This is a genomic window from Paracoccus sp. 22332 (genome assembly GCF_052045125.1).
Classification (GTDB): domain Bacteria; phylum Pseudomonadota; class Alphaproteobacteria; order Rhodobacterales; family Rhodobacteraceae; genus Paracoccus; species Paracoccus haematequi_A.
This window is the reverse complement of the sequence record NZ_JBQEOI010000001.1, coordinates 289,287-309,171: the sequence shown is the minus strand read 5'-3', so window position 1 is coordinate 309,171 and position 19,885 is coordinate 289,287. Positions and strand designations below refer to the sequence as shown.

Genomic DNA, 19,885 nt, shown 5'->3' with positions numbered 1-19,885 from the left:
CGCGAGCGCGCGAAATCCCTACATTCAAACCCTACCTCGGGGGGCCATCCTGGCTGAGACGCGCAAGCGGACCCGTTGAACCTGATCCGGCTAGCACCGGCGGAGGGAAGGTGACGCTGTCCTTTCTTTCGGAACCCTTGTGGAAAGGAGACAGCGATGCGCATACCCCTGCTTTTGGCCGCCCTGGCCGCGACCCCGGCGATGGCCCAGGACAAGCCCGTCCTGACCGTCTATGCGGGCGAATCGATCACCAGCGAATGGGGCCCCGGCCCGAAGATCGAGGAAGGGTTCGAGGCGATCTGCGCCTGCGACCTGCGCTTCGTCACCGGGGACGAGCTGTCGCGCGTGCTGATGGAGGGCGAGCGGACCGAGGCCGATATCGTCTTCGGCCTGAACACCGACGTGACCGCCCGCGCCCGCGCATCGGGCCTGTTCGCGCCGCATGGGCAGGACACGTCCGACCTGTCGCTGCCCGTTGCATGGACCGATCCGATCTTCCTGCCCTACAACTGGGGCGAGACCGCCTTCATCTATGACGAAACCCGGCTGGAAAACCCGCCCGCCAGTTTCGCGGACCTGCTGGACGCGCCTGACGACCTGAAGATCGTGATTCAGGATCCGCGCTCCTCGGTCTCGGGGCTGGCGCTGCTGCTGTGGGTCAAGGCGGTTTACGGCGATGACGCGCCCGAGGCCTGGGCCAAGCTGGCCCCCAAGGTGCTGACCGTGACCAAGGGCTGGTCGGAATCCTATGGCATGTTCACGGAAGGAGAGGCCGACATGGTCCTGTCCTATACCACCTCGCCCGCCTATCACATCGCCTCGGAAAACGACACGACCAAGAAGGCCGCGATCTTCCCCGAGGGTCATTACTTCATGGCCGAACTGGCCGCGCAGATCCGCACCACCGACCAGCCGGAACTGGCGCAGCGATTCATGGACTGGATCCTGACGCCGGAATTCCAGGCGATGATCCCGCTGGCCAACTGGTCGCTGCCCGCCAAGCTGCCGCAGGACCAGTGGCCGCAGGTGATGCGCGACCTGCCGCGCCCGGACAAAACCCTGTTCTATACCGAGGACGAGGCAGAGGCCGCGCGCGGTCCCGCGCTGGACGAATGGCTGCGGGCCTTCGCGGGCTGACCGCGCCCGAGGTCGGGGGCGCCGTCGCCGCCGCCGGCCTTGCCCTGCTGGTCGGCGGCACCCTGGCCGCTGTGGCCTGGGCCGCGCAGGGGCTGGGCGGGCTTGGCCCCTGGGACTGGCGCGCGGTCTGGTTCACGATCTGGCAGGCCGCGTTGTCGGCTACGCTGTCGGCGTTCTGCGCAATTCCGGTTGCCCGCGCCCTGGCGCGGCGGCGCTTTCCGGGGCGGGGGATCCTGGTCACGCTGCTGGGCGCGCCCTTCATCCTGCCGGTGATCGTGGCGATCATGGGACTGATCGCGGTCTTCGGGCGCAGCGGCGCGGTAAACGACGGCCTGCGCCTGCTGGGCCTGCCCGAGATCAGCATCTATGGCTGGCAGGGCGTAATCCTGGCACATGTCTTCTTCAACCTGCCCTTGTCGGTGCGGCTGATCCTGCAAGGCTGGCAGGCGATCCCGGCCGAACGGTTCCGCCTGGCCGAAGGCCTGGGTTTCGGCCCCCGCGACGTGGCCCAGCATCTGGAACGCCCGATGCTGCGGGCCGTGCTGCCCGGCGTCTGGCTGGCGGTGTTCCTGGTCTGCCTGACCAGCTTCACCGTGGCCCTGGCGCTTGGCGGAGGGCCGCGCGCGACCACGGTGGAACTGGCGATCTATCAGGCCTTCCGCTTCGACTTCGATCTGGGCCGGGCGGCCAGCCTGGGGCTGATCCAGGTCGTCCTCTGCGTGGCGGCGATGGGTCTGGCCCGCTGGATCGCGATCCCGGCAGCGTTCGGCGCAGGGCTGGACGCGGCCCACCGCCCCGCCGCGCCCGGCGGCTGGCGGCGATGGAGCGATGCGCTTGTGATCACAGCGGCGGCGGGCTTTCTGGTCTGGCCGATGGCGGCGGTCACGGCGCGCGGGCTGCCCCGCATCCCCGCCCTGCCGCCCGAGGTGTGGGAGGCTACGCTGCGGTCGGTCGTGATGGCGCTGATCTCGGCCCTGCTGGCCCTGATCCTGTCGCTGCTGCTGGCCTTGTCGCTGGCGCGCGGACGGCTGCGCTGGATCGAGACGGCGGGAATGCTGCCGCTGATCGCCTCGCCCCTGGTGCTGGGGACCGGGCTGTTCATCCTGCTGCGCCCGTGGATCGCGCCGCAGGCGATGGCGCTGCCGGTGACGGTCGGGGTCAATGCGATCATGGCCCTGCCCTTCGGCCTGCGCGCGCTGATCCCGGCGGCGCGGACACTGCATGGCGATTACGGGCGGCTGGCCGATTCGCTGGATCTGCGCGGGCTGGCACGGCTGCGGCTGCTGACGGTGCCGCGTCTTGCCCGTCCGCTGGGCTTCGCGGGCGGGCTGGCGGCAGCGCTGGCGATGGGCGACCTGGGTGTGATCACACTGTTCGCCGCCGACCGGCCGACGCTTCCCTTGCAGCTGTTCCAGTTGATGAATTCCTATCGCATGGACGACGCGGCGGCTTGCGCGGTGCTGCTGATGGCGATCAGCTTCGGCCTGTTCTGGATCTTCGACAAGGGGGGCCGCCTTGCTTGAATTCGACGCCATCCGCGTGACGCGCGGCGCTTTTACCCTTTCCGCCGATCTGTCGGTGGACCAAGGCGCGCGGGTTGCAGTGATCGGCCCGTCCGGGTCCGGCAAATCCACGCTGCTGTCGCTGGTCGGCGGGTTCCTGGCGCCGGATCACGGGCGGATCCGGCTGGACGGGCAGGACATCACCGCCCTGCCTCCGGGGCGGCGCCCGGTGTCGATGCTGTTCCAGGACCAGAACCTGTTCCCGCATCTGACGGTGGCGCAGAACGTTGGCCTGGGCCTGCGCCCCGACCTGCGCCTGTCCGAACCACAGCGCTGCCGCGTGGCGCAGGTTCTGGCCGAGGTCGGGCTGGAGGGGACCGAGGGTCGCCGCCCCGCCGACCTCTCGGGCGGCCAGCAAAGCCGCGTGGCCCTGGCCCGCGTGCTGCTGCGGGCGCGCCCGGTTCTACTGCTGGACGAGGCCTTCGCGGCCCTTGGCCCGGCATTGAAGGCCGAGATGCTGGCCCTGCTGGGGCGCATCGCCGACCAGACCAGGGCCACGGTGCTGATGGTGACGCATAATCCAGGCGACGCACGCCGCTTCGCCCCGCAGACGATCCTGGTCGAGGGCGGCGTGGCCCATCCCCCGGTCGCGACCGGCCCGCTGCTGGACAACCCGCCGCCGGGGCTGAGGGCTTATCTGGGGTGAACGACCGCAGGTGGCGAAGGCCCTGTAAAGCGATCTACAGGTTGAACACCCGTTCCGGCTGGACCGTGCCGCCCTGATACCGCCCGATGCAGACCGGCCCCTTGGCATCCGCGACCCAGACCAGATCGCCCCATTCCGCCGTGCCCGTCACCTGTCCCGGATTGCCGTTGCGGATCCGCACCGTGCCCTCGGGCGTGGCGCGCAGCATCGGCAGGTCGGTCAGCGCCGTTTCCAGCGGCAGAAGCTGCGTGTCCAGCCACTCCTGCGCGTCCCGGTCGATCCTGTCGAAGGGCACCGCGCCCTCGACCTCGAACGGGCCGGACCAGGTGCGGCGCAGATGGGCCACATGGCCCAGGCAGCCAAGCGCGCGCCCCAGGTCGCGGGCGATGGAGCGGACATAGCCGCCCTTGCCGCAGACCATCTGGAATCGCGCGCTGTCCTGGTCGCACTCCAGCAGGTCCAGGCTTTCGACCCACAGGGGGCGGGCGGCCAAGTCCAGATCCTCGCCCTCTCGCGCCAGGTCATAGGCGCGCTCGCCATCGACCTTGACAGCGGAAAAGGCGGGCGGCACCTGCATGATGTCGCCGATGAACGCGGGCAGCGCGGCCAGAATCGCGGCGCGATCGGGGCGGGCGTCCGACCGGCGCACGACCTGACCCGAGGCGTCGTCGGTCGTCGTCTCGGCCCCCCAGTTGACCGTGAAGTCATAGCATTTCAGCGCGTCGGTGATGGTGGCGACGGTCTTGGTCGCCTCGCCCAGGGCCACGGCCAGGACGCCTGTCGCATCGGGGTCCAGCGTGCCCGCATGACCCGCCTTCTTCGCATCCAGCGCCCAGCGGACCTTGGCGACCACCGCGGTCGATCCGACCCCGGCGGGCTTGTCCACGATCAGCCAGCCATTGATGTCGCGGCCCTTCTTGCGTGCCATGGGATCCCCTTGCAAACGGAAGGCGGCGGCATAGCCAGCCGACCGCGCAAGGTCAACCGGCCCGGTTCACTCGGCGCCGTCCACCAGCCCGATGATCGGCCCCAGCGAGCGCCCGAAATCCGCCCGGTTCACCCTTGGCGCATAGAGCCTGCTGATCGACCCGTCGAAATACAGCGCGTCGCGCACCCCCAGGCCGTCGCGGAACAGCCGCCCGAATTCATGGAAGGTGACGGCCCGGTCGGAAATCGCGAACCACGCGGTCTGACCGTCCGGCGACACGCCGACGCCGTTGCGGATATAGCGGCTGTCGGAATCGACCAGAAAGCGCGGGTGCAGGTCGCCGTCGATGACCAGCATCGGCCCGGATTGCGTGGCAAGGCGGCAGTCGGGGCGCGCGGCGGCAAAGGCGCGGCTTTCGATCACCTGGAAGGGACGCGCGCCGCCGGTGCAGAAGACGCCGTTCGGCAGCATCCCGAAATTGTCGCGGCTTTCCCCGGTGACGATGGGTTGCAGTTCGATCCCGTCGATGACCAGCAGGCCCACGGGGCGATAATCGGCGTGATACATGCCCGCGTTCATGGCGAAGGACAGGCGCTCGCCCTGGCGCAGCGTGGCGCGGACATTGGCGAAATTGCGCAGCGGCTGGCCGTCCTGCCCGTCCTGCCACAGGCGCAGGGCGGGCTCCTGCGCGGCGGAAACCTCGCAGACGACATAGCCCTGGCCGTCATGGGTCATCCGCCCGCAGCCGTCCGCCGCCGCCGGGATCGCCCAGGCCAGCAGCATCCCGACCGCCACCCCAAAGGGGCGCAGGTCAACCGGCATCGTCGTCCGCGCCGCCTTCCACATCGCGGCGGACGCGTTCGTCGGCGAACAGGCGGCGGGTGTCGTCCATGCGGTCGAAGGTCTCGTCCAGCTGGAAGCGCAGCTGCGGCGCGTATTTCAGCGTCATCGCCTTGGCGACCAGGTGGCGCAGTTCGGGCGCGTTGCGGCGCAGGGCGGCCAGCGCGTCCTCGGCATCGTGGCCGCCGAGTGGCAGCACATAGGCGGTGGCCACCTTCAGGTCGGGCGAGGTGCGGACCTCGCCCACGGTGATCGAATGGCGGTTCAGATCCGGGTCATGCACGTCGGCGCGCAACAGCACGTCCGACAGGGTGCGGCGGATCAGTTCGCCCACGCGAAGCTGGCGCTGCGAGGGGCCGGGGCCATGGGAAAAACGGTTCTGTGCCATATGTCCCGATGTAGGGGGTCGCGGGCCGCGCCGCAACGGGATATGACGCGGCAAACCCCGCGAAAGGAGGCCCCGCCATGAGCGATCTGCAGAACACCGACGCGCCCGCCCTGCCGGGGATCGTCGTCACCGGCGCATCCGGGCGGATGGGGCAGATGCTGATCCGGCTGATCGCGGACAACCCCGAGGTGCGGCTGGCGGGCGCCCTGGAACGGCCCGGCCATGCCTGGATCGGCCAAGATGTGGGCGAATGCATGGGCGGCGCGCCCCTGGGTGTCGCGGTCAGCGACGACGCGGTGACGGTGATCGCGCAGGCGCAGGCGGTGATCGATTTCACCGCGCCCACAGCGACCGTGGCATTCGCCGAACTGACCGCGCAGGCCCGTGCGGTGCATGTGATCGGCACAACCGGGCTGGAACAGGCGCATCTGGATTACCTGAAGGCCTGCGCCCGCCACGCGCCGATCATCCGCGCAGGCAACATGAGTCTGGGCGTCAACCTGCTGGTCGGCCTGACCCGCAAGGTCGCCGCCGCCCTGGGCGAGGACTGGGACATCGAGGTGGTCGAGGCCCATCACCGCATGAAGGTCGACGCGCCCTCGGGCACCGCGCTGATGCTGGGAGAGGCCGCCGCCGAAGGGCGCGGCAAGACGCTGGCCGACCTGCGCACGCCGGCGCGCGAAGGGATAACCGGCGCGCGGGCGCCGGGATCCATCGGCTTCGCCGCCATCCGCGGCGGCGACGTGGTGGGCGAGCATGACGTGATCTTCGCGGGCGAAGGCGAACGGATCGTGCTGCGCCACCTGGCGACCGACCGGGCGATCTTCGCACGCGGCGCCATCCGCGCGGCGATCTGGGGCCAGGACAAGGGGCCGGGCGAATACGACATGCAGGACGTGCTGGGGCTGAACTGATGGCCAGCGAAGATTGCCTGTTCTGCCGGATCGCGGCGGGCGGCCTGCCTGCCCATGTCCTGCACGAGGACGACCATATCCTGGCCTTCCTGGACCTGTATCCGGTGCGGCCGGGCCACACCCTTGTGATTCCCAAGGCGCATCATGTCTGGTTCGAGGATCTGCCCCCCGACCTCGCGACCCGCATCACAACCTGCGCGCAGGGCCTGGCCCGCGCGATGAAGCGGCTCTATGGCGTCCCGCGCGTGTCGATGCTTTATACCGGCATCCATGTCGCCCATGCCCACGCCCATGTCGTGCCGATGCACCATGTCCATGACGTGACCTCGCTGGCCTATCTGGGCGAGGGGCCCCAGGGCTTCACCGCCCCGCCGCAACTGCCGCCCGAGGAGATGGCGCGGATCGCCGGCGACCTGAAGGCGGCGTTGCGGGCCTAAGCCCCGAACCCGATCAGGATATTGATCGACGTTCACCCTTCTGATTCGCTCCATGCTTGTCATGGGGGGACGGAGAATGGCGTCAGGATTTGGGCTTGGACGGCCATCGAGCCGTTGTTGCCGCGCAACCAGCCGGGGACGTGGCGGGGGCCGCCGGTTTCGGTCCTGGTTCGGCGCTCTACCAGCCGGGCCGCGCAACGCCGAACGGGAACGCCGCGACCTCGCTTGACTTGGGGGACGGTTCGTGGCTTGGCTGGCGGTGCTGGTTCCTGCCTGTGGCAGGCGAAGAGGGAATGCGCCAGGCCACCCGGCCCAAGCGCAGCCGCCCCCGCGACCGTGACCGGAGAGGATGTCCACCGCCACTGGCCCCCAAGCCGGGAAGGCAGGACAGCCGCCAGGGCCAGTCCCTGACATCCGCAAGCCGGGAGACCTGCCAGCACCCGCCCCGGAAGGGGCCGTGAAACGCGCGCGACCGGGGTGATGTCGCTGTGCCGGATGGTCCTGGCCCATGGCCGACGACCCTTTGGCCCGTCCATCCCGCCGCCACAAGGCATCTGGCCGGAGGGGCCGTGGCTGAGACATATGAACTGGTGGTCTGCACCACCTGCCGCCTTCCGGGGGCCGACCCCCAGGCCGAACGCGACGGCCGTCGCCTGTCCGACGCCCTGGCCGCCGCCGGGATCGGCCATCGGCGGCAGGAATGCCTGTCCGCCTGCGCGCGCGGCTGCGCCGTGGTGCTGCGCGGGGCGGGACGCTGGACCTATGTCCAGGGCGCGCTGGATCCCGACCGCGACTTGGACGACCTGATCGCCATGATCCGCGCCTATGCCGCGTCCGACGACGGCGTGGTGCCCTGGCGCGACCGCCCCCCCGTCATCCGCAAGAACACCATCGCCCGCATCCCGCCGCAGGAGGCCTGAATGTCGCTTGAGAAAACCCCCGTCACCATCGTCACCGGATTCCTGGGGGCCGGAAAGACCACGCTGATCCGGCACCTGCTGCAACATCCCGGCGGGCGGCGGCTGGCGGTCCTGGTCAACGAATTCGGCGACGTGGGCGTGGATGGCGACCTGATCCGCGACTGCGCCGACGCCAATTGCCCCGAGGCGAATATCGTCGAACTGACCAACGGCTGCATCTGCTGCACGGTGGCCGACGAATTCATCCCATCGATCCAGCGGCTGATGGCGATGGACCCGCGCCCCGATCACATCGTCATCGAGACATCCGGCCTGGCGCTGCCCAAGCCGCTGTTGAAGACCTTCGACTGGCCCGACCTGCGTTCGCGCATCACCATCGACGGGGTGATCGCGGTGGCCGACGCCGAGGCCGTGGCGGCGGGCCGCTTCGCCCCCGATCCCGCCCGGCCCGGCAATGCCGATACGGGCGACGGCGCGGATGCCGATCACGAGACGCCGCTGTCCGAGGTCTTCGAGGACCAGATCGCCTGCGCCGACCTGGTGCTGCTGTCCAAGCCCGACCTGGCCGGCCCGGACGGCCTGGCCCGCGCCCGCGCGGCGATCGAGGCCGAGGCCCCCCGGCCGCTGCCCATGCTGCCTTTGGCCGAAGGCGTCATCGACGCCCGCGTGGTCCTGGGCCTGGGTGCCGCGGCCGAGGACGGGTTGGACGCCCGCCCCTCGCACCATGACGGGGCCGAGGATCACGACCATGACGATTTCGACACCATCGTCGTTGACCTGCCGGAACAGGCCGATCCCGACGCGCTGGCGGACAGGATCCAGGCGTTGGCCAGCCGCCGGAACATCCTGCGCGTCAAAGGCCATGTCGCGGTCTCGGGCAAGCCTCTGCGGCTGCTGGTGCAGGCGGTGGGGCCGCGTGTCCGCCATCAGTTCGACCGCCCCTGGGGCGACCGGCCCCGGCGCGGACGGCTGGTGGTGATCGCCGAAAAGGGCGACATCGACCGCGCCGCCATCGAAGCCGCGCTTTCCTGACATGCACGTCCTGTTCCGCGAAACCCACGGGCTGGAGGAAGCAGCCGCGCCGCGCGATCTGGGGCAGACGCCCGCAGATCTGGTGCTGCTGTCCTTTTCCGACAGCGACCTGGGCGCCTTCGCGGCGGGATGGCACCGGGGGCGGACCTCGCTGCCCTCGCTGCGGCTGGCGAACCTTGCGGGGCTGACGCATCCGCTGTCGGTCGATACCTATATCGAGCGCACCCTGTCGCAGGCCAGGGGCATCCTGGTCCGGCTGATCGGCGGGGCATCCTGGTGGTCCTATGGGGTGGAACAGCTGTCCCGGCTGGCCCGGCGGAACGGCATCGCCCTGGCCGTTCTGCCTGCGGACGGCCGCCCGGACGAGGCGCTGGACCGGGCCTCGAACCTGCCGCCGTCGACGCTGCGGCGGCTGACCGCGCTGTGCGATGCGGGCGGAGAGGTCGCGGCGCAGGCGGCGCTGGCCCAGCTTGCGCTGGCCGCAGGGCTGTATGCGGGGCCGGTGGCGGGGCCGAAGGCGCTGCCGCCCTTCGGGTTCTGGCATCCCGGCACGGGTCCGTCGGACGGTCCGCCCAGCGGCGATGGCCCCCTGGTGGCGATCCCCTTCTATCGCGCCTGGCTGGCGGCGGCGGATACCGATGGAATCGGCGCGCTGATCGCGGCTTTCGACGCAAGGGGCTTCCGCGCCGCGGGCCTGTTCCTGCCCAGCCTCAAGGACAGGGCCGCGGCGGACTGGCTGCGCGCCACGCTGCCCGGCCTTGCCCCGGCCGCCATCGTCAACGCCACCGCCTTTTCGGCGCGCTCGGACAAGGGATCGCCGCTGGACGCCGCCGGGGCGCCGGTCTTCCAGGTGATCCATGCGACCAACGACCGCCGCGCCTGGGCCGGATCGGATCGCGGCGTATCGCCCTCCGACCTGGCGATGCACATCGCCCTGCCCGAGGTCGACGGTCGCATCGGCGCCGGGGCGATCTCGTTCAAGGATGCCGCCGCGTGGGATTCCGACCTGCAATTCGCCCGCGCCCGGCACCGCGCCGATCCGGCCCAGGTCGCGGCCGCCGTGGACCGGGTGGCGGGCTGGCACCGGCTGTCCACGACCCCGCCCGCGCGGCGGCGCGTCGCCCTGATCCTGTCCACCTATCCCGGCAAGGCGCATCGGATGGCCCATGCGGTGGGCCTGGACGCCATCGCCTCGGCCCAGGCGATGCTGGCCGATCTGGGACAGGACGCGGGCGCGGCGCCGCTGGAACAGGCGCTTGCGACCGGCCGCATCCGCTGGCCCCTGGCGGAATACCGGCGGGCGCTGTCCCGCCTGCCGGACCCCCTGCGCCAGGCCCTGCATACGGTCCATGGCGCGCCCGAGGATGACGCGGCCATCGAAGGCGGCGCCTTCGCCTTTGCCGCGATCCGGCGCGGCAACGCGCTGATCGCGCTGCAACCCGAACGCGGCCAGCCCGCCGACCGCGAAGGCGAATACCACGACACCACCCGCACTCCGCGCCACGCCTATGTCGCCTTCTACCTGTGGCTTCAGGACCAGGCCGACGCGCTGGTCCATATCGGCGCGCATGGCACGCTGGAATGGCTGCCCGGCAAGGCCGCCGCGCTGTCGCCCGCCTGCTGGCCCCAGGCGCTGACCGGGGCGCTGCCCGGGGCGCTGCCGGTGATCTATCCCTTCATCGTCAACGATCCGGGCGAGGCGGCGCAGGCCCGTCGCAGGCTGGGCGCGGTGACGCTGGGCCACCTGCCGCCGCCGCTTGCGCCCTCGGGCACGCCCGCGCCGTTCCTGCGCCTGGAACGGCTGCTGGACGAATATTCGCTGGCCGATGGGATGGACGCCCCCCGCCAGGCCCGGCTGGTCGCCGCCATCCGGGCCGAGGCGCAATCGGCCGGGGTCGAGGACGACCTGGGCATCCCCGGCCATGCCAGCCCGGCCGAGGCGATTCCGCTGATCGACCGCTTCGTCTGCGACGTGAAGGATTCGCAATTCGCCGAAGGTCTGCATGTCTGGGGGCGCGGCACGCCCGATGGCCGGGGCTTCACGGGCGACGCGGCTTCGGCCGCCGCCGAAAAGGCCGCGCTGCTGGACGCCCTGGCGGGCCGCCGGATCGAACCGGGACCGTCGGGATCGCCCTGGCGCGGGCGCAGGGACGTGCTGCCGACCGGGCGCAATCTTTTCGGCACCGATCCCCGCGCCGTGCCCTCGGCCGCCGCCCATGCGCAGGGCGTCAGGCTGGCCGAGGAACTGCTGCGCCGCCATTTGCAGGACCAGGGCGACTGGCCGCGCGGGCTGGTGGTGAACCTGTGGGGGTCGGCCACCATGCGCACGGCGGGCGAGGAATTCGCCATGGCGCTGCACCTGGCCGGGGCGGCGCCGGTCTGGGACGACCAGTCGGGCCGCGTCACCGGATTTCAGATCGTGCCGCTGGCGCTGCTGGACCGGCCGCGCATCGACGTGACGCTGCGCGTCTCGGGCCTGTTCCGCGACGTGTTCCCCGACCTGGCCCGGCTGTTCGAACAGGCGACGGCGGCGCTGGCCCGGCGCGACGAGGCTGCCGACATGAACCCCTATGTCGCGGCGCCGTCCGGGCCGCGCGTCTTCGCCCCCGCCCCCGCCCGCTATGGCCTGGGGCTTGCGACGGGACCGTTCACCCCCGAGGCCCGGCAGGCGGCCGGAGAGGCATGGCTTGCCGCCTCGGGCCACGATGCCGAAGGCGCCCCCGCGCGCGCGATGCTTGAGGCCCGGCTGCGCGGCGCCGACGCTTTCGTCCACCTTCAGGATCTTCCCGAAACCGACCTGCTGATGGCCGAGGATTACGCCAGCCACGAGGCCGGTTTCGCCGCCGCCCTGGCCACCCTGGGCGGTCAGGCCGCCCTCTACCACCTGGACGCGACCCGCCCCGACGCCCCCCGCGCCCGCACCCTGCCCGAGGAGATCGCGCGCGTGGTCCGCGCGCGAGCCGTCAATCCCCGCTGGCTGGAATCGATGATGCGGCACGGCTTTCGCGGCGCGGCGGAAATCGCCGCCACCCTGGACCACATGGCGGCCTTCGCGCATCTGGCCGGGGTGGTGCCGCCGCATCTGTTCGATCTCTATCACGCCGCGACCCTGGGCGATCCTCGGGTGGCGGATTTCCTGGAGGCCAGCAATCCCCAGGCCCAGGAGACGATGCGGGCGACATTCGCGGCCCTGGCAGACGCCGGGCTGTGGCAAAGCCGGTCCAACAGCATCGCGGCGGGGATCAGATGAGCGGTCGGGTCAAGGGCTGGTGCCCCGGCGCGCTGACGCCGATGCCGTCCGGCGACGGGCTGGTGCTGCGCGTCCGCCCCCGTTCCGGGCGGCTGACGCCCGCGCAGATGCTGGGCCTGGCCGATCTGGCAGAGCGGTTCGGCGACGGCGCGGTCACGCTGACCAGCCGGGCGAACCTGCAACTGCGCGCGGTCGCGCCTGCCGATCTGGAGGCCGTCCAGGCGGATCTGCGGCGGCTGGATCTGATCGACACCGATCCCGCGCAGGAGACGCGCCGCAACATCCTGGTGTCGCCGATCTGGACACAGGGCGATCCCACGATGGCCCTGGCGGCCGAACTGGCGGCGCGCCTGGCCGAATTGCCGCCCCTGCCCGCCAAGTTCGGCTTTGCGATCGACACCGGCCCGGCGGCGATCCTGACCGGCGCATCGGCCGACCTGCGGATCGAGCGGTCGTCATCGGGCCTGATCCTGCGCGCCGAGGGCATGGCGCGCGGCCAAGCGGTCCCCGCCGCGCGGGCCGTGACCCGCCTTGTCGCGCTGGCGCACTGGTTCGCGGCGCAGCCCGGCGCGCGGCGGATGGGACTGCTGGTGGGCGGCGGCGCGCACCCGCCGCTGGCCGCCGATGCCGCGCCCCTGACGACCCCGCCGCTGCGGCCCGGCCCGGCCGCGCCGGGCACCTGCGTCGCCGCGCCTTTCGGGCGGATGGCCACGGATGCGCTGCGCGCCGTCGCCGTCGCGCCCGCGCGGCCGACCCCCTGGCGGTCGCTGGTCATCGAGTCCGCGTCGCCGCCCCCGCATCCCCAGGCCATCACCCACCCGGACGATCCGCGCCTGCGGGTGGCGGTCTGCGTGGGCAAGCCCCGTTGCCCCTCGGCCAGCGTCGAGACGATGCGCCTTGCCCGCGACCTTGCGCCCCTGGTGCCGCCGGGCGCGGTCCTGCATGTCGCCGGATGCGCCAAGGGCTGCGCCCATCCCCGGCCCGCCGACCTGGTGCTGACCGGACGAGACGGCCGCTTCGATCTGCTGCGCGGCGGCCGTCCCGGCGATCCGCCGCAGCGCCGCAGCCTGGATCCCGCCGACATTGCCGCTCTGCTGAAAGACCCCCATGCCCCATCTTTATGAAACCGACGGCGCCGCGATCTATCGCGCCTCTTTCGCGACCATCCGCGCCGAGGCCGACCTGTCGCGCTTTGCCCCCGACGAGGAGATCGTCGCCGTCCGCATGATCCATGCCTGCGGGATGGTGGATCTTGCGGCGCATATCCGCTTTGCCCCCGGCTTCGCCATCGCCGCGCGCCGGGCGCTGGAAGGGGGCGCGCCGATCCTCTGCGACGCGCGCATGGTCAGCGAGGGGATCACCCGCGCCCGCCTGCCCGCCGCGAACCCCGTCCTCTGCACCCTGCACGCGCCCGAGGTTCCCGGCCTGGCCGCCAGCCTGGGCACGACCCGTTCGGCCGCCGCGCTGGAACTGTGGCGGCCGCATCTGGCGGGCGCGGTCGTCGCCATCGGCAATGCGCCGACCGCGCTGTTCCACCTGCTGAACATGCTGGAGGATCCGGCCTGCCCGCGTCCCGCCGCGATCATCGGCTGCCCGGTCGGCTTCATCGGCGCGGCGGAATCCAAGGCTGCCCTGGCGGCCGACGGCCCCACGCCCTGGTGCATCGTGGACGGACGGCTTGGCGGGTCGGCGATCACCGTCGCTGCGGTCAACGCCCTGGCGAGCCGGGTCGAATGATGGGCAAAATCCTGTGCATCGGCCTTGGCCCCGGCGACCCCGACCTGATGAGCCTGCGTGCCCACCGGCACCTGACACGGGCGCGCGTCGTCGCCTATTTCCGCAAGGGTGGCCGCCCCGGACAGGCGCGCCGCATCGCCGAGGGGCTGATCCCGGCGGGCGCCGTCGAACTGGCGATGGAATATCCCGTCACCACCGAAATCGCCGTCCAGGATCCCGCCTATGGCGCCGCGCTGCGGGCCTTTTACGACGACTGGGCCGCGCGGCTGCAAGAAGCCGCCCTGACGGACGATGTGGTGGTGCTGTGCGAAGGCGATCCGTTCTTTTTCGGATCCTTCATGCACCTGCACGCCCGCCTGCCGCGCGATCTGGTCGAGGTGGTTCCGGGCATCCCCGGCATGGCCGGATGCTGGACCGCGACGGGCCAGCCGATCACCTGGGGCGACGACATCCTGACCGTGCTGCCCGCGACCCTGCCCGAAGCCGAACTTGCGCGCCGGATCGCCGATACCGACGCGCTTGTGGTGATGAAGATCGGCCGCAACCTGGGGCGGCTGCGTGCGGCGCTGACCGCCGCCCGACGGCTGGACCAGGCCTGGCTGGTCGAATACGGCACCATGCCGGGCCAGCGGGTGCGCCGCCTGGCGGATGTCGAGGGGCCGGTGCCCTATTTCTCGATCGTGCTGATCCACGGCCAGGGGCGCAGGCCGTGACCGGCTGGCTGGTCATCGCGGGGCTTGGCCCCGGCGCCGCCGGGATGATGACGGCCGAGGTGCGGGACGCCCTGGACCAGGCCACCGACGTGATCGGCTATGGTCCCTATGTCGCCCGCATCGCGCCGCGCGCGGGGCTGGTGCTGCACCCCTCCGACAACCGGGTGGAACTGGACCGCGCCACGCGGGCGTTGACCCTGGCCGCCATGGGGCGGCGGGTGGTGGTCGTCTCGTCCGGCGATCCGGGGGTCTTCGCCATGGCCTCGGCCGTGTTCGAGGCGATGGAGCGCGGCCCGGCCGACTGGCAGGGCCTGGATCTGCGGGTGCTGCCGGGGATCACCGCGATGCTGGCGGCGGCGGCGGCGGCGGGCGCGCCCCTGGGGCATGATTTCTGCGCCATCAACCTGTCGGACAATCTCAAGCCGCTTGATCTGGTGCTGGAACGCGTGCGGCTGGCGGTCCAGGCCGATTTCGCGATGGCCTTCTATAATCCCCGCTCGGCCAGCCGCCCGCATCAGTTCGGCGCGGTGCTGGATCTGCTGCGCGGAATCTGCGGCCCCGGCCGGCTGATCACCTTCGCCCGCGCCGTTTCGACCCCCGGCCAGCAGATCCGCACCGTCGCCCTGTCGCAGGCCACGGCCGAGATGGCCGACATGCGCACGGTGGTTCTGGTCGGCTCGTCCCGGACGCGGCGCGTCGGCCGCTTCGTCTATACGCCGAGGTCGGCATGACACCAGGCCAGCACATCCTCGACCGTCGCGGCGGTGGGGCGATCCGGCACGGGCGGCCGGGCGATCATCACCACCGGAATGCCCAGGGCGCGGGCAGCCGCCAGCTTGGCGCTGGCCCCGCCGCCGCCCGCGTTCTTGGCGACGATCAGGTCGATGCGGTGGCCTTCCAGCAGCGCCCGGTCGCCCGCCACATCGAAGGGTCCGCGCGCGATCACCACGGTCGCATCCGGCAGCGGCAGCGGATCGTCGGGACGGTCCACCAGACGCAGCAGATAATGGTGCTGCGCCTGACCCCTGAAATCCGCAAGCTGCTGGCGGCCGATGGACAGGAACACCCGGCGCGGCGGGCCGTCCAGGGCGCGCGCCGCCGCGGCCATGTCGGCCACCTCGGTCCAGTCGTCGCCTGGACCGGGCTGCCATGCGGGCCGCTCCAGCGCCAGCAGCGGCAGGCCGGTCAGCGCGCTTGCCGCCACCGCGTTGCGGCTGATCCGCGCGGCAAAGGGATGGGTCGCATCGACGATCCGGGCGATCCGGTTCGCCCGCAGCCAGTCGGCCAGCCCTGCGGCCCCGCCGAAGCCGCCCACCCGCACCGGCACCGGCTGCGGGCGGGGCGACTGGACCCGGCCCGCATAGGACAGGATCGCGGCCATCCCCCGCTGGGCCATCGCCGCGGCAAGGCGACTGGCCTCGGTCGTGCCGCCAAGGATCAGGGTCGTCATGGCTGAATGGCTTTCCATCATCGGTATCGGCGAGGATGGCCCGGACGGTCTGTCCGCCGCAAGCCGCCATGCGCTGCGATCGGCGGCGGCGGTGTTCGGCGGGCCGCGTCATCTGGCGATGATCGACCATCCCGACCGCCGCCCCTGGCCGGTGCCCTTTTCCATCGCCCCGGTGCTGGCCCTGCGCGGGCAGCCGGTGGCGGTCCTGGCATCCGGGGATCCGTTCTGGCACGGCGCGGGCGGCACGCTTGCGGCCGCCCTGGCGCCCGGCGAATGGCGGGCCTTCCCCGCGCCCTCGGTCTTTTCCCTGGCCGCCGCGCGCATGGGCTGGCGGATCGAGGACACGCTGTGCCTGGGCCTGCACGCCGCGCCGCTGGGGGGACTGCGCCCACATCTCGCGCCGGGCCGTCGCGCGATCCTGACGCTGCGCGACGGCGCGGCAGTGGCCGAGCTGGCCCGCTGGCTGGCGGCCGAGGGGTTCGGGGACAGCGCCCTGGCGGTCATGGAGCATCTGGGCGGCGCGCGCGAACGGATCCGCCATGCCCGCGCCGAGGCGCTGGACCTGGCCGATATAGGCGCCCTGGTCGCGGTCGCCGTGACGGTCCAGGGCGCGGGCCGGGTCATGCCCCGCGCCTCGGGCCTGGCGGATGACTGGTTCGACCATGACGGCCAGATCACCAAACGGCCGGTCCGCGCCCTGGCGCTGTCGGCCCTGGCGCCGCGCCCCGGCGAGATGCTGTGGGACATCGGCGCCGGGTCGGGATCGGTGGGGATCGAATGGCTGCTGGCCGACCCGTCCTGCCGCGCCGTCGCGATCGAGCGGGACGCGGCACGCGCCGAACGGGCGCGCGGGAACGCCGACCGGCTGGGCGCGGGGCGGCTGGCGATCCGGGCGGGAGAGGCCCTGGACCTGCTGGACGGACTGCCGCCCCCCGATGCCGTCTTTGTCGGCGGCGGCGGCGACGACGCCCTGCTGGCCGCGCTGTGGGACCGTCTGCCCGCGGGGTGCCGCCTTGTCGCCCACGCCGTGACCCTGGAAACCGAGGCGCTGCTGGCCGCCTGGCACCATGCCCAAGGCGGCAGCCTGCTGCGGATAGAACTGTCCGAGGCCGCGCCGCTGGGGCGCAGGCGAGGCTGGAAGGCAAGCTATCCGGTCGTGCAATGGAGCGTGACGCGATGAGACATGCAGGCGTCGGATTTCGCAGCGGGGCCACGCTGGATTCGGTCCGCGATGCGCTGCGCCGCGCCGGAGGCGGCGGGCTGACGCGGATCGCCATTCCGGCAGTCAAGGCGGCCGATCCGCTGGCCGCCGAACTGGCCGCGTCCGGTCTGGCCCTGACCCTGATCCCGCCCGATGCGCTGGCCCGCACACCGACCCCCACGCAAGGCCCGCCGTCGCTGCGCACCCACCGCACCGGCAGCGTCGCCGAAGCCTGCGCGCTGATCGCCGCCGGGCCTGGCGCGCGCCTGCTGGCGCCCCGCACCATCAGCCAGGACCGCATGGCGACCGCCGCCGTCGCGGAAGGAGTCGATCCATGACCGTCCATTTCATCGGCGCCGGTCCCGGCGCCCCCGACCTGCTGACGCTGCGCGGGCGCGACCTGATCGCGGCATCGCCCGTCTGTCTCTATGCCGGGTCGCTGATCCCCCCGGCGGTGCTGGCCCATTGCCCGCCCGGCTGCCGGATCGTCGACACCGCCCCGCTGGACCTGGACGCCATCATGGCCCAGATCGCAGCGGCACATGAGCGCGGCCTTGACGTGGCGCGGCTGCATTCGGGCGATCTGTCCGTCTGGTCGGCCATGGGCGAACAGTTGCGCCGCCTGCGCGCGGCGGGGATCCCCTATACGGTGACGCCGGGCGTGCCGTCCTTTGCCGCCGCCGCCGCCGCCCTGGGGGCGGAACTGACCCTGCCGGGCCTTGCGCAAAGCGTGGTGCTGACCCGCACGGCGGGCCGCGCCTCGGCCATGCCGCAGGGCGAAAGCCTTGCCGCCTTCGCCGCGACGGGCGCGACCCTGGCGCTGCATCTGTCGATCCACCGGCTGGCCCAGGTCGCAGCCGAACTGATCCCCCATTACGGCGCCGACTGCCCGGCGGCCGTCGTCTGGCGGGCAAGCTGGCCCGACCAGCGGCTGGTGCGCGGCACCCTGGCCGACATCGCCGCGCAGGTCGGCGACGGGATCGAGCGCACCGCCCTGATCCTGGTCGGCCGCGCCCTTGCGCAAGAGGGATTCGACGACAGCCGCCTGTACGCCGCCGATTACGACCGGCGCTTTCGCGGCGGGCGCGGCGACGCGGTGACGCCGTGACGGCGGGGCTGATCGTCTCGGCCGCGCGGTCGGGCAGCGGCAAGACCACGGTGATGCTGGGCCTGCTGCGCTGCCTGGCCGAGGACGGCTTGGCCGTGCAGCCGTTCAAATGCGGCCCCGACTATATCGACCCGGCGTTTCACCGCGCGGCCTGCGGGCGGGCGTCCTTCAATCTGGACAGCTGGGCGATGCCCATGGGCCTGCTGACGACGCAACTGGCGCGGGCGGACGGCTTCGCCCTGGCCGAGGGGTCGATGGGCCTGTTCGACGGCGTGGCGGCGGACGGCGAGACCGGCAACGGCGCCAGCGCCGACATCGCCGCGCTGACTGGCTGGCCGGTGCTGCTGGTGCTGGATGTCTCGGGCCAGGCGCAGACGGCGGCGGCCCTGACCCTGGGCATGGCCGGGTTCCGCGACGATGTGCGGGTGGCGGGGGTGATCCTGAACCGCGTCGCCTCGGCCCGGCACGAACGGCTGTGCCGCCTGGCCTTCCAGGCGCGGGGCATCCCCGTCCTGGGGGCACTGCCCCGGCGCGGCGACCTGACCATCCCGGAACGGCATCTGGGCCTGGTGCAGGCGGCGGAACACCCGGATCTGGAAACCGCGATCCGCTCCTATGCGGCCTTCCTGCGCGCCCATGTCGATCTGGACGCCGTCCGGGCCGCAGCGCGGGGCGGTGCCGTGCCGGGGACCGGCGGGCGCCCGGTGCCGCCGCCCGGCCAGCGGATCGCGTTGGCGCAGGATCAGGCGTTTTCCTTTGTCTATCCGCATCTTCTGGACGGCTGGCTGCGGCAGGGGGCCGAGGTGCTGACGTTCTCTCCTCTGGCCGATCAGCCGCCGCCGGACGCGGATGTCTGCTGGCTGCCGGGGGGCTATCCCGAACTGCATGCCGGGCGGATCGCGGGCGCGGCCCGGTTCCTGGACGGGCTGCGCCGCTTTGCGGCCACCCGTCCGGTGCATGGTGAATGCGGCGGCTACATGGTGTTGGGCCGGGCGCTGATCGACGCGGCCGGGACCAGCCATCCGATGGCCGGGCTGCTGGGGCTGGTCACCAGCTATCAACAACGGCGGATGCATCTGGGCTATCGGCTGGCGCGGCTGTCGGATCCGATGCCGGGCCTGCCCGCCGGGACGCGGCTGCGGGGGCACGAGTTCCATTATTCCGCCATCCTCGACCAGCCGGATGCCGCCCTGGCCCAGGTGGAGGATGCCGACGGCGCGGCGGTGGCGGAAACTGGATCGCGGCGCGGCCGCGTCACCGGCACCTTCTTCCACCTGATCGCGCAGGCCGCATGACCTGCGTCTTCGTCTGCGCCGAATGCCCCGGCGGGGCAAACAGGCTGGCGGCGATCCGGGCCGCGCTTGGCGGGACCGCCTGCACGGTGCGCGCGGCGGGGTGCATGTCCGGCTGCCGCAGCGGCGGCTCCGTGGCGGTCAGGGCGCCGGGGCGGATGGCCTATCTGTTCGGGCCGGTGGACGGCGGCGACGGCCAGCGGCTGCGCCGGTTCCTGGATCTCTACCACGCCGCGCCGGGCGGAGAGATCCGCGATGCGCGCCCGCTGGGTCCGCTGCGCTTCAAGGTTCTGGCGCGCATTCCCGACGCTTGACCGTCGGCCCCGGCGG

At 72.1% G+C, this 19,885-nt stretch carries 21 protein-coding genes and 2 riboswitches; of the genes, 17 read left to right on the top strand and 4 right to left on the bottom strand.

The genetic code is table 11. The features are described from left to right. The first annotated feature begins 27 nt into the window (after positions 1-27). A riboswitch (TPP riboswitch) is annotated at positions 28-125 on the top strand. 31 nt (positions 126-156) lie between these two features. Genes ACTJI6_RS01505 through thiQ form a run of 3 tightly spaced genes read left to right on the top strand, consistent with a single transcriptional unit; the run spans position 157 to position 3,345 of the window. Then, positions 157-1,137, top strand: a complete 981-nt coding sequence (locus ACTJI6_RS01505; protein ID WP_440797214.1) for a thiamine ABC transporter substrate-binding protein — start codon at positions 157-159, stop codon at positions 1,135-1,137. Beyond that, complete coding sequence (locus tag ACTJI6_RS01500) at positions 1,113-2,660, top strand: thiamine/thiamine pyrophosphate ABC transporter permease ThiP (protein ID WP_440797212.1); 1,548 nt, start codon at positions 1,113-1,115, stop codon at positions 2,658-2,660. Before ACTJI6_RS01505 ends, ACTJI6_RS01500 begins: the two co-directional genes overlap by 25 nt. Beyond that, positions 2,653-3,345 carry a thiamine ABC transporter ATP-binding protein gene (gene thiQ / locus ACTJI6_RS01495; RefSeq protein WP_440797210.1) on the top strand — a complete coding sequence of 231 codons (693 nt, stop codon included), beginning with the start codon at positions 2,653-2,655 and terminating at the stop codon, positions 3,343-3,345. Before ACTJI6_RS01500 ends, thiQ begins: the two co-directional genes overlap by 8 nt. Positions 3,346-3,379: 34 nt before the next feature. Here the strand turns inward: thiQ and truB are convergent, their stop codons facing one another. The 3 genes from truB to rbfA all read right to left on the bottom strand — a co-directional run bounded on the left by truB (position 3,380) and on the right by rbfA (position 5,501). Then, positions 3,380-4,273 (bottom strand): tRNA pseudouridine(55) synthase TruB, encoded by an 894-nt coding sequence (gene truB / locus ACTJI6_RS01490; protein ID WP_440797208.1) that lies wholly within the window; start codon positions 4,271-4,273, stop codon positions 3,380-3,382. Between the two features lie 66 nt (positions 4,274-4,339). Further along, entirely contained in the window at positions 4,340-5,095 is a 756-nt protein-coding gene (locus ACTJI6_RS01485; RefSeq protein WP_440797206.1) for a phosphodiester glycosidase family protein, read from the bottom strand. Further along, positions 5,085-5,501, bottom strand: coding sequence for a 30S ribosome-binding factor RbfA (gene rbfA, locus ACTJI6_RS01480; protein WP_126153966.1), 417 nt, complete (start codon positions 5,499-5,501; stop codon positions 5,085-5,087). The genes ACTJI6_RS01485 and rbfA overlap by 11 nt, the downstream gene beginning before the upstream one ends. Before the next feature lie 77 nt (positions 5,502-5,578). Between rbfA and dapB the strand changes: the two genes are divergently transcribed. The 9 genes from dapB (at position 5,579) to cobJ (ending at position 15,235) form a co-directional block, all read left to right on the top strand. Further along, the gene (gene dapB, locus ACTJI6_RS01475; protein WP_440797204.1) at positions 5,579-6,415 is read left to right on the top strand and encodes a 4-hydroxy-tetrahydrodipicolinate reductase; all 837 of its coding nucleotides are present in this window, start codon (positions 5,579-5,581) and stop codon (positions 6,413-6,415) included. Then, positions 6,415-6,852 (top strand): HIT family protein, encoded by a 438-nt coding sequence (locus ACTJI6_RS01470; RefSeq protein ID WP_440797202.1) that lies wholly within the window; start codon positions 6,415-6,417, stop codon positions 6,850-6,852. The genes dapB and ACTJI6_RS01470 overlap by 1 nt, the downstream gene beginning before the upstream one ends. A gap of 247 nt (positions 6,853-7,099) precedes the next feature. After that, positions 7,100-7,304: riboswitch (cobalamin riboswitch) on the top strand. Positions 7,305-7,421: 117 nt separating this feature from the next. Next, complete coding sequence (locus ACTJI6_RS01465; RefSeq protein ID WP_126153969.1) at positions 7,422-7,772, top strand: DUF1636 domain-containing protein; 351 nt, start codon at positions 7,422-7,424, stop codon at positions 7,770-7,772. Beyond that, positions 7,773-8,804: a cobalamin biosynthesis protein CobW gene (gene cobW, locus ACTJI6_RS01460; RefSeq protein WP_440797200.1), complete on the top strand. Its 1,032-nt coding sequence runs from the start codon at positions 7,773-7,775 to the stop codon at positions 8,802-8,804. Position 8,805: 1 nt separating this feature from the next. After that, positions 8,806-12,054 (top strand): cobaltochelatase subunit CobN, encoded by a 3,249-nt coding sequence (gene cobN / locus ACTJI6_RS01455; protein WP_440797198.1) that lies wholly within the window; start codon positions 8,806-8,808, stop codon positions 12,052-12,054. Beyond that, positions 12,051-13,178, top strand: a complete 1,128-nt coding sequence (locus ACTJI6_RS01450) for a cobalamin biosynthesis protein CobG (protein WP_440797196.1) — start codon at positions 12,051-12,053, stop codon at positions 13,176-13,178. The genes cobN and ACTJI6_RS01450 overlap by 4 nt, the downstream gene beginning before the upstream one ends. After that, a complete protein-coding gene (locus ACTJI6_RS01445) occupies positions 13,162-13,791 on the top strand; it encodes a precorrin-8X methylmutase (protein ID WP_440797194.1) in 630 nt (209 codons plus the stop codon). Before ACTJI6_RS01450 ends, ACTJI6_RS01445 begins: the two co-directional genes overlap by 17 nt. After that, on the top strand, positions 13,791-14,504 hold the full coding sequence (cobI, locus tag ACTJI6_RS01440; protein ID WP_126154085.1) for a precorrin-2 C(20)-methyltransferase: 714 nt from the start codon (positions 13,791-13,793) through the stop codon (positions 14,502-14,504). Before ACTJI6_RS01445 ends, cobI begins: the two co-directional genes overlap by 1 nt. After that, positions 14,501-15,235 (top strand): precorrin-3B C(17)-methyltransferase, encoded by a 735-nt coding sequence (cobJ, locus tag ACTJI6_RS01435; RefSeq protein WP_440797192.1) that lies wholly within the window; start codon positions 14,501-14,503, stop codon positions 15,233-15,235. Before cobI ends, cobJ begins: the two co-directional genes overlap by 4 nt. On the opposite strand, the gene ACTJI6_RS01430 is transcribed toward cobJ, so the two are convergent. After that, positions 15,214-15,954 (bottom strand): cobalt-precorrin-6A reductase, encoded by a 741-nt coding sequence (locus ACTJI6_RS01430; protein WP_440797190.1) that lies wholly within the window; start codon positions 15,952-15,954, stop codon positions 15,214-15,216. The genes cobJ and ACTJI6_RS01430 overlap by 22 nt on opposite strands. On the opposite strand from ACTJI6_RS01430, the gene cbiE reads away from it, so the two are divergent. Genes cbiE through ACTJI6_RS01405 form a run of 5 tightly spaced genes read left to right on the top strand, consistent with a single transcriptional unit; the run spans position 15,953 to position 19,869 of the window. Then, positions 15,953-17,134: a precorrin-6y C5,15-methyltransferase (decarboxylating) subunit CbiE gene (gene cbiE, locus ACTJI6_RS01425; protein ID WP_440797188.1), complete on the top strand. Its 1,182-nt coding sequence runs from the start codon at positions 15,953-15,955 to the stop codon at positions 17,132-17,134. The genes ACTJI6_RS01430 and cbiE overlap by 2 nt on opposite strands. Then, positions 17,131-17,493, top strand: coding sequence for a cobalamin biosynthesis protein (locus tag ACTJI6_RS01420; RefSeq protein ID WP_440797186.1), 363 nt, complete (start codon positions 17,131-17,133; stop codon positions 17,491-17,493). Before cbiE ends, ACTJI6_RS01420 begins: the two co-directional genes overlap by 4 nt. Continuing rightward, a complete protein-coding gene (cobM, locus tag ACTJI6_RS01415) occupies positions 17,490-18,263 on the top strand; it encodes a precorrin-4 C(11)-methyltransferase (RefSeq protein WP_440797184.1) in 774 nt (257 codons plus the stop codon). The genes ACTJI6_RS01420 and cobM overlap by 4 nt, the downstream gene beginning before the upstream one ends. Next, complete coding sequence (locus ACTJI6_RS01410) at positions 18,260-19,558, top strand: cobyrinate a,c-diamide synthase (protein ID WP_440797182.1); 1,299 nt, start codon at positions 18,260-18,262, stop codon at positions 19,556-19,558. The genes cobM and ACTJI6_RS01410 overlap by 4 nt, the downstream gene beginning before the upstream one ends. Beyond that, a complete protein-coding gene (locus tag ACTJI6_RS01405) occupies positions 19,555-19,869 on the top strand; it encodes a DUF1636 family protein (protein ID WP_440797180.1) in 315 nt (104 codons plus the stop codon). Before ACTJI6_RS01410 ends, ACTJI6_RS01405 begins: the two co-directional genes overlap by 4 nt. Positions 19,870-19,885 lie beyond the last annotated feature (16 nt).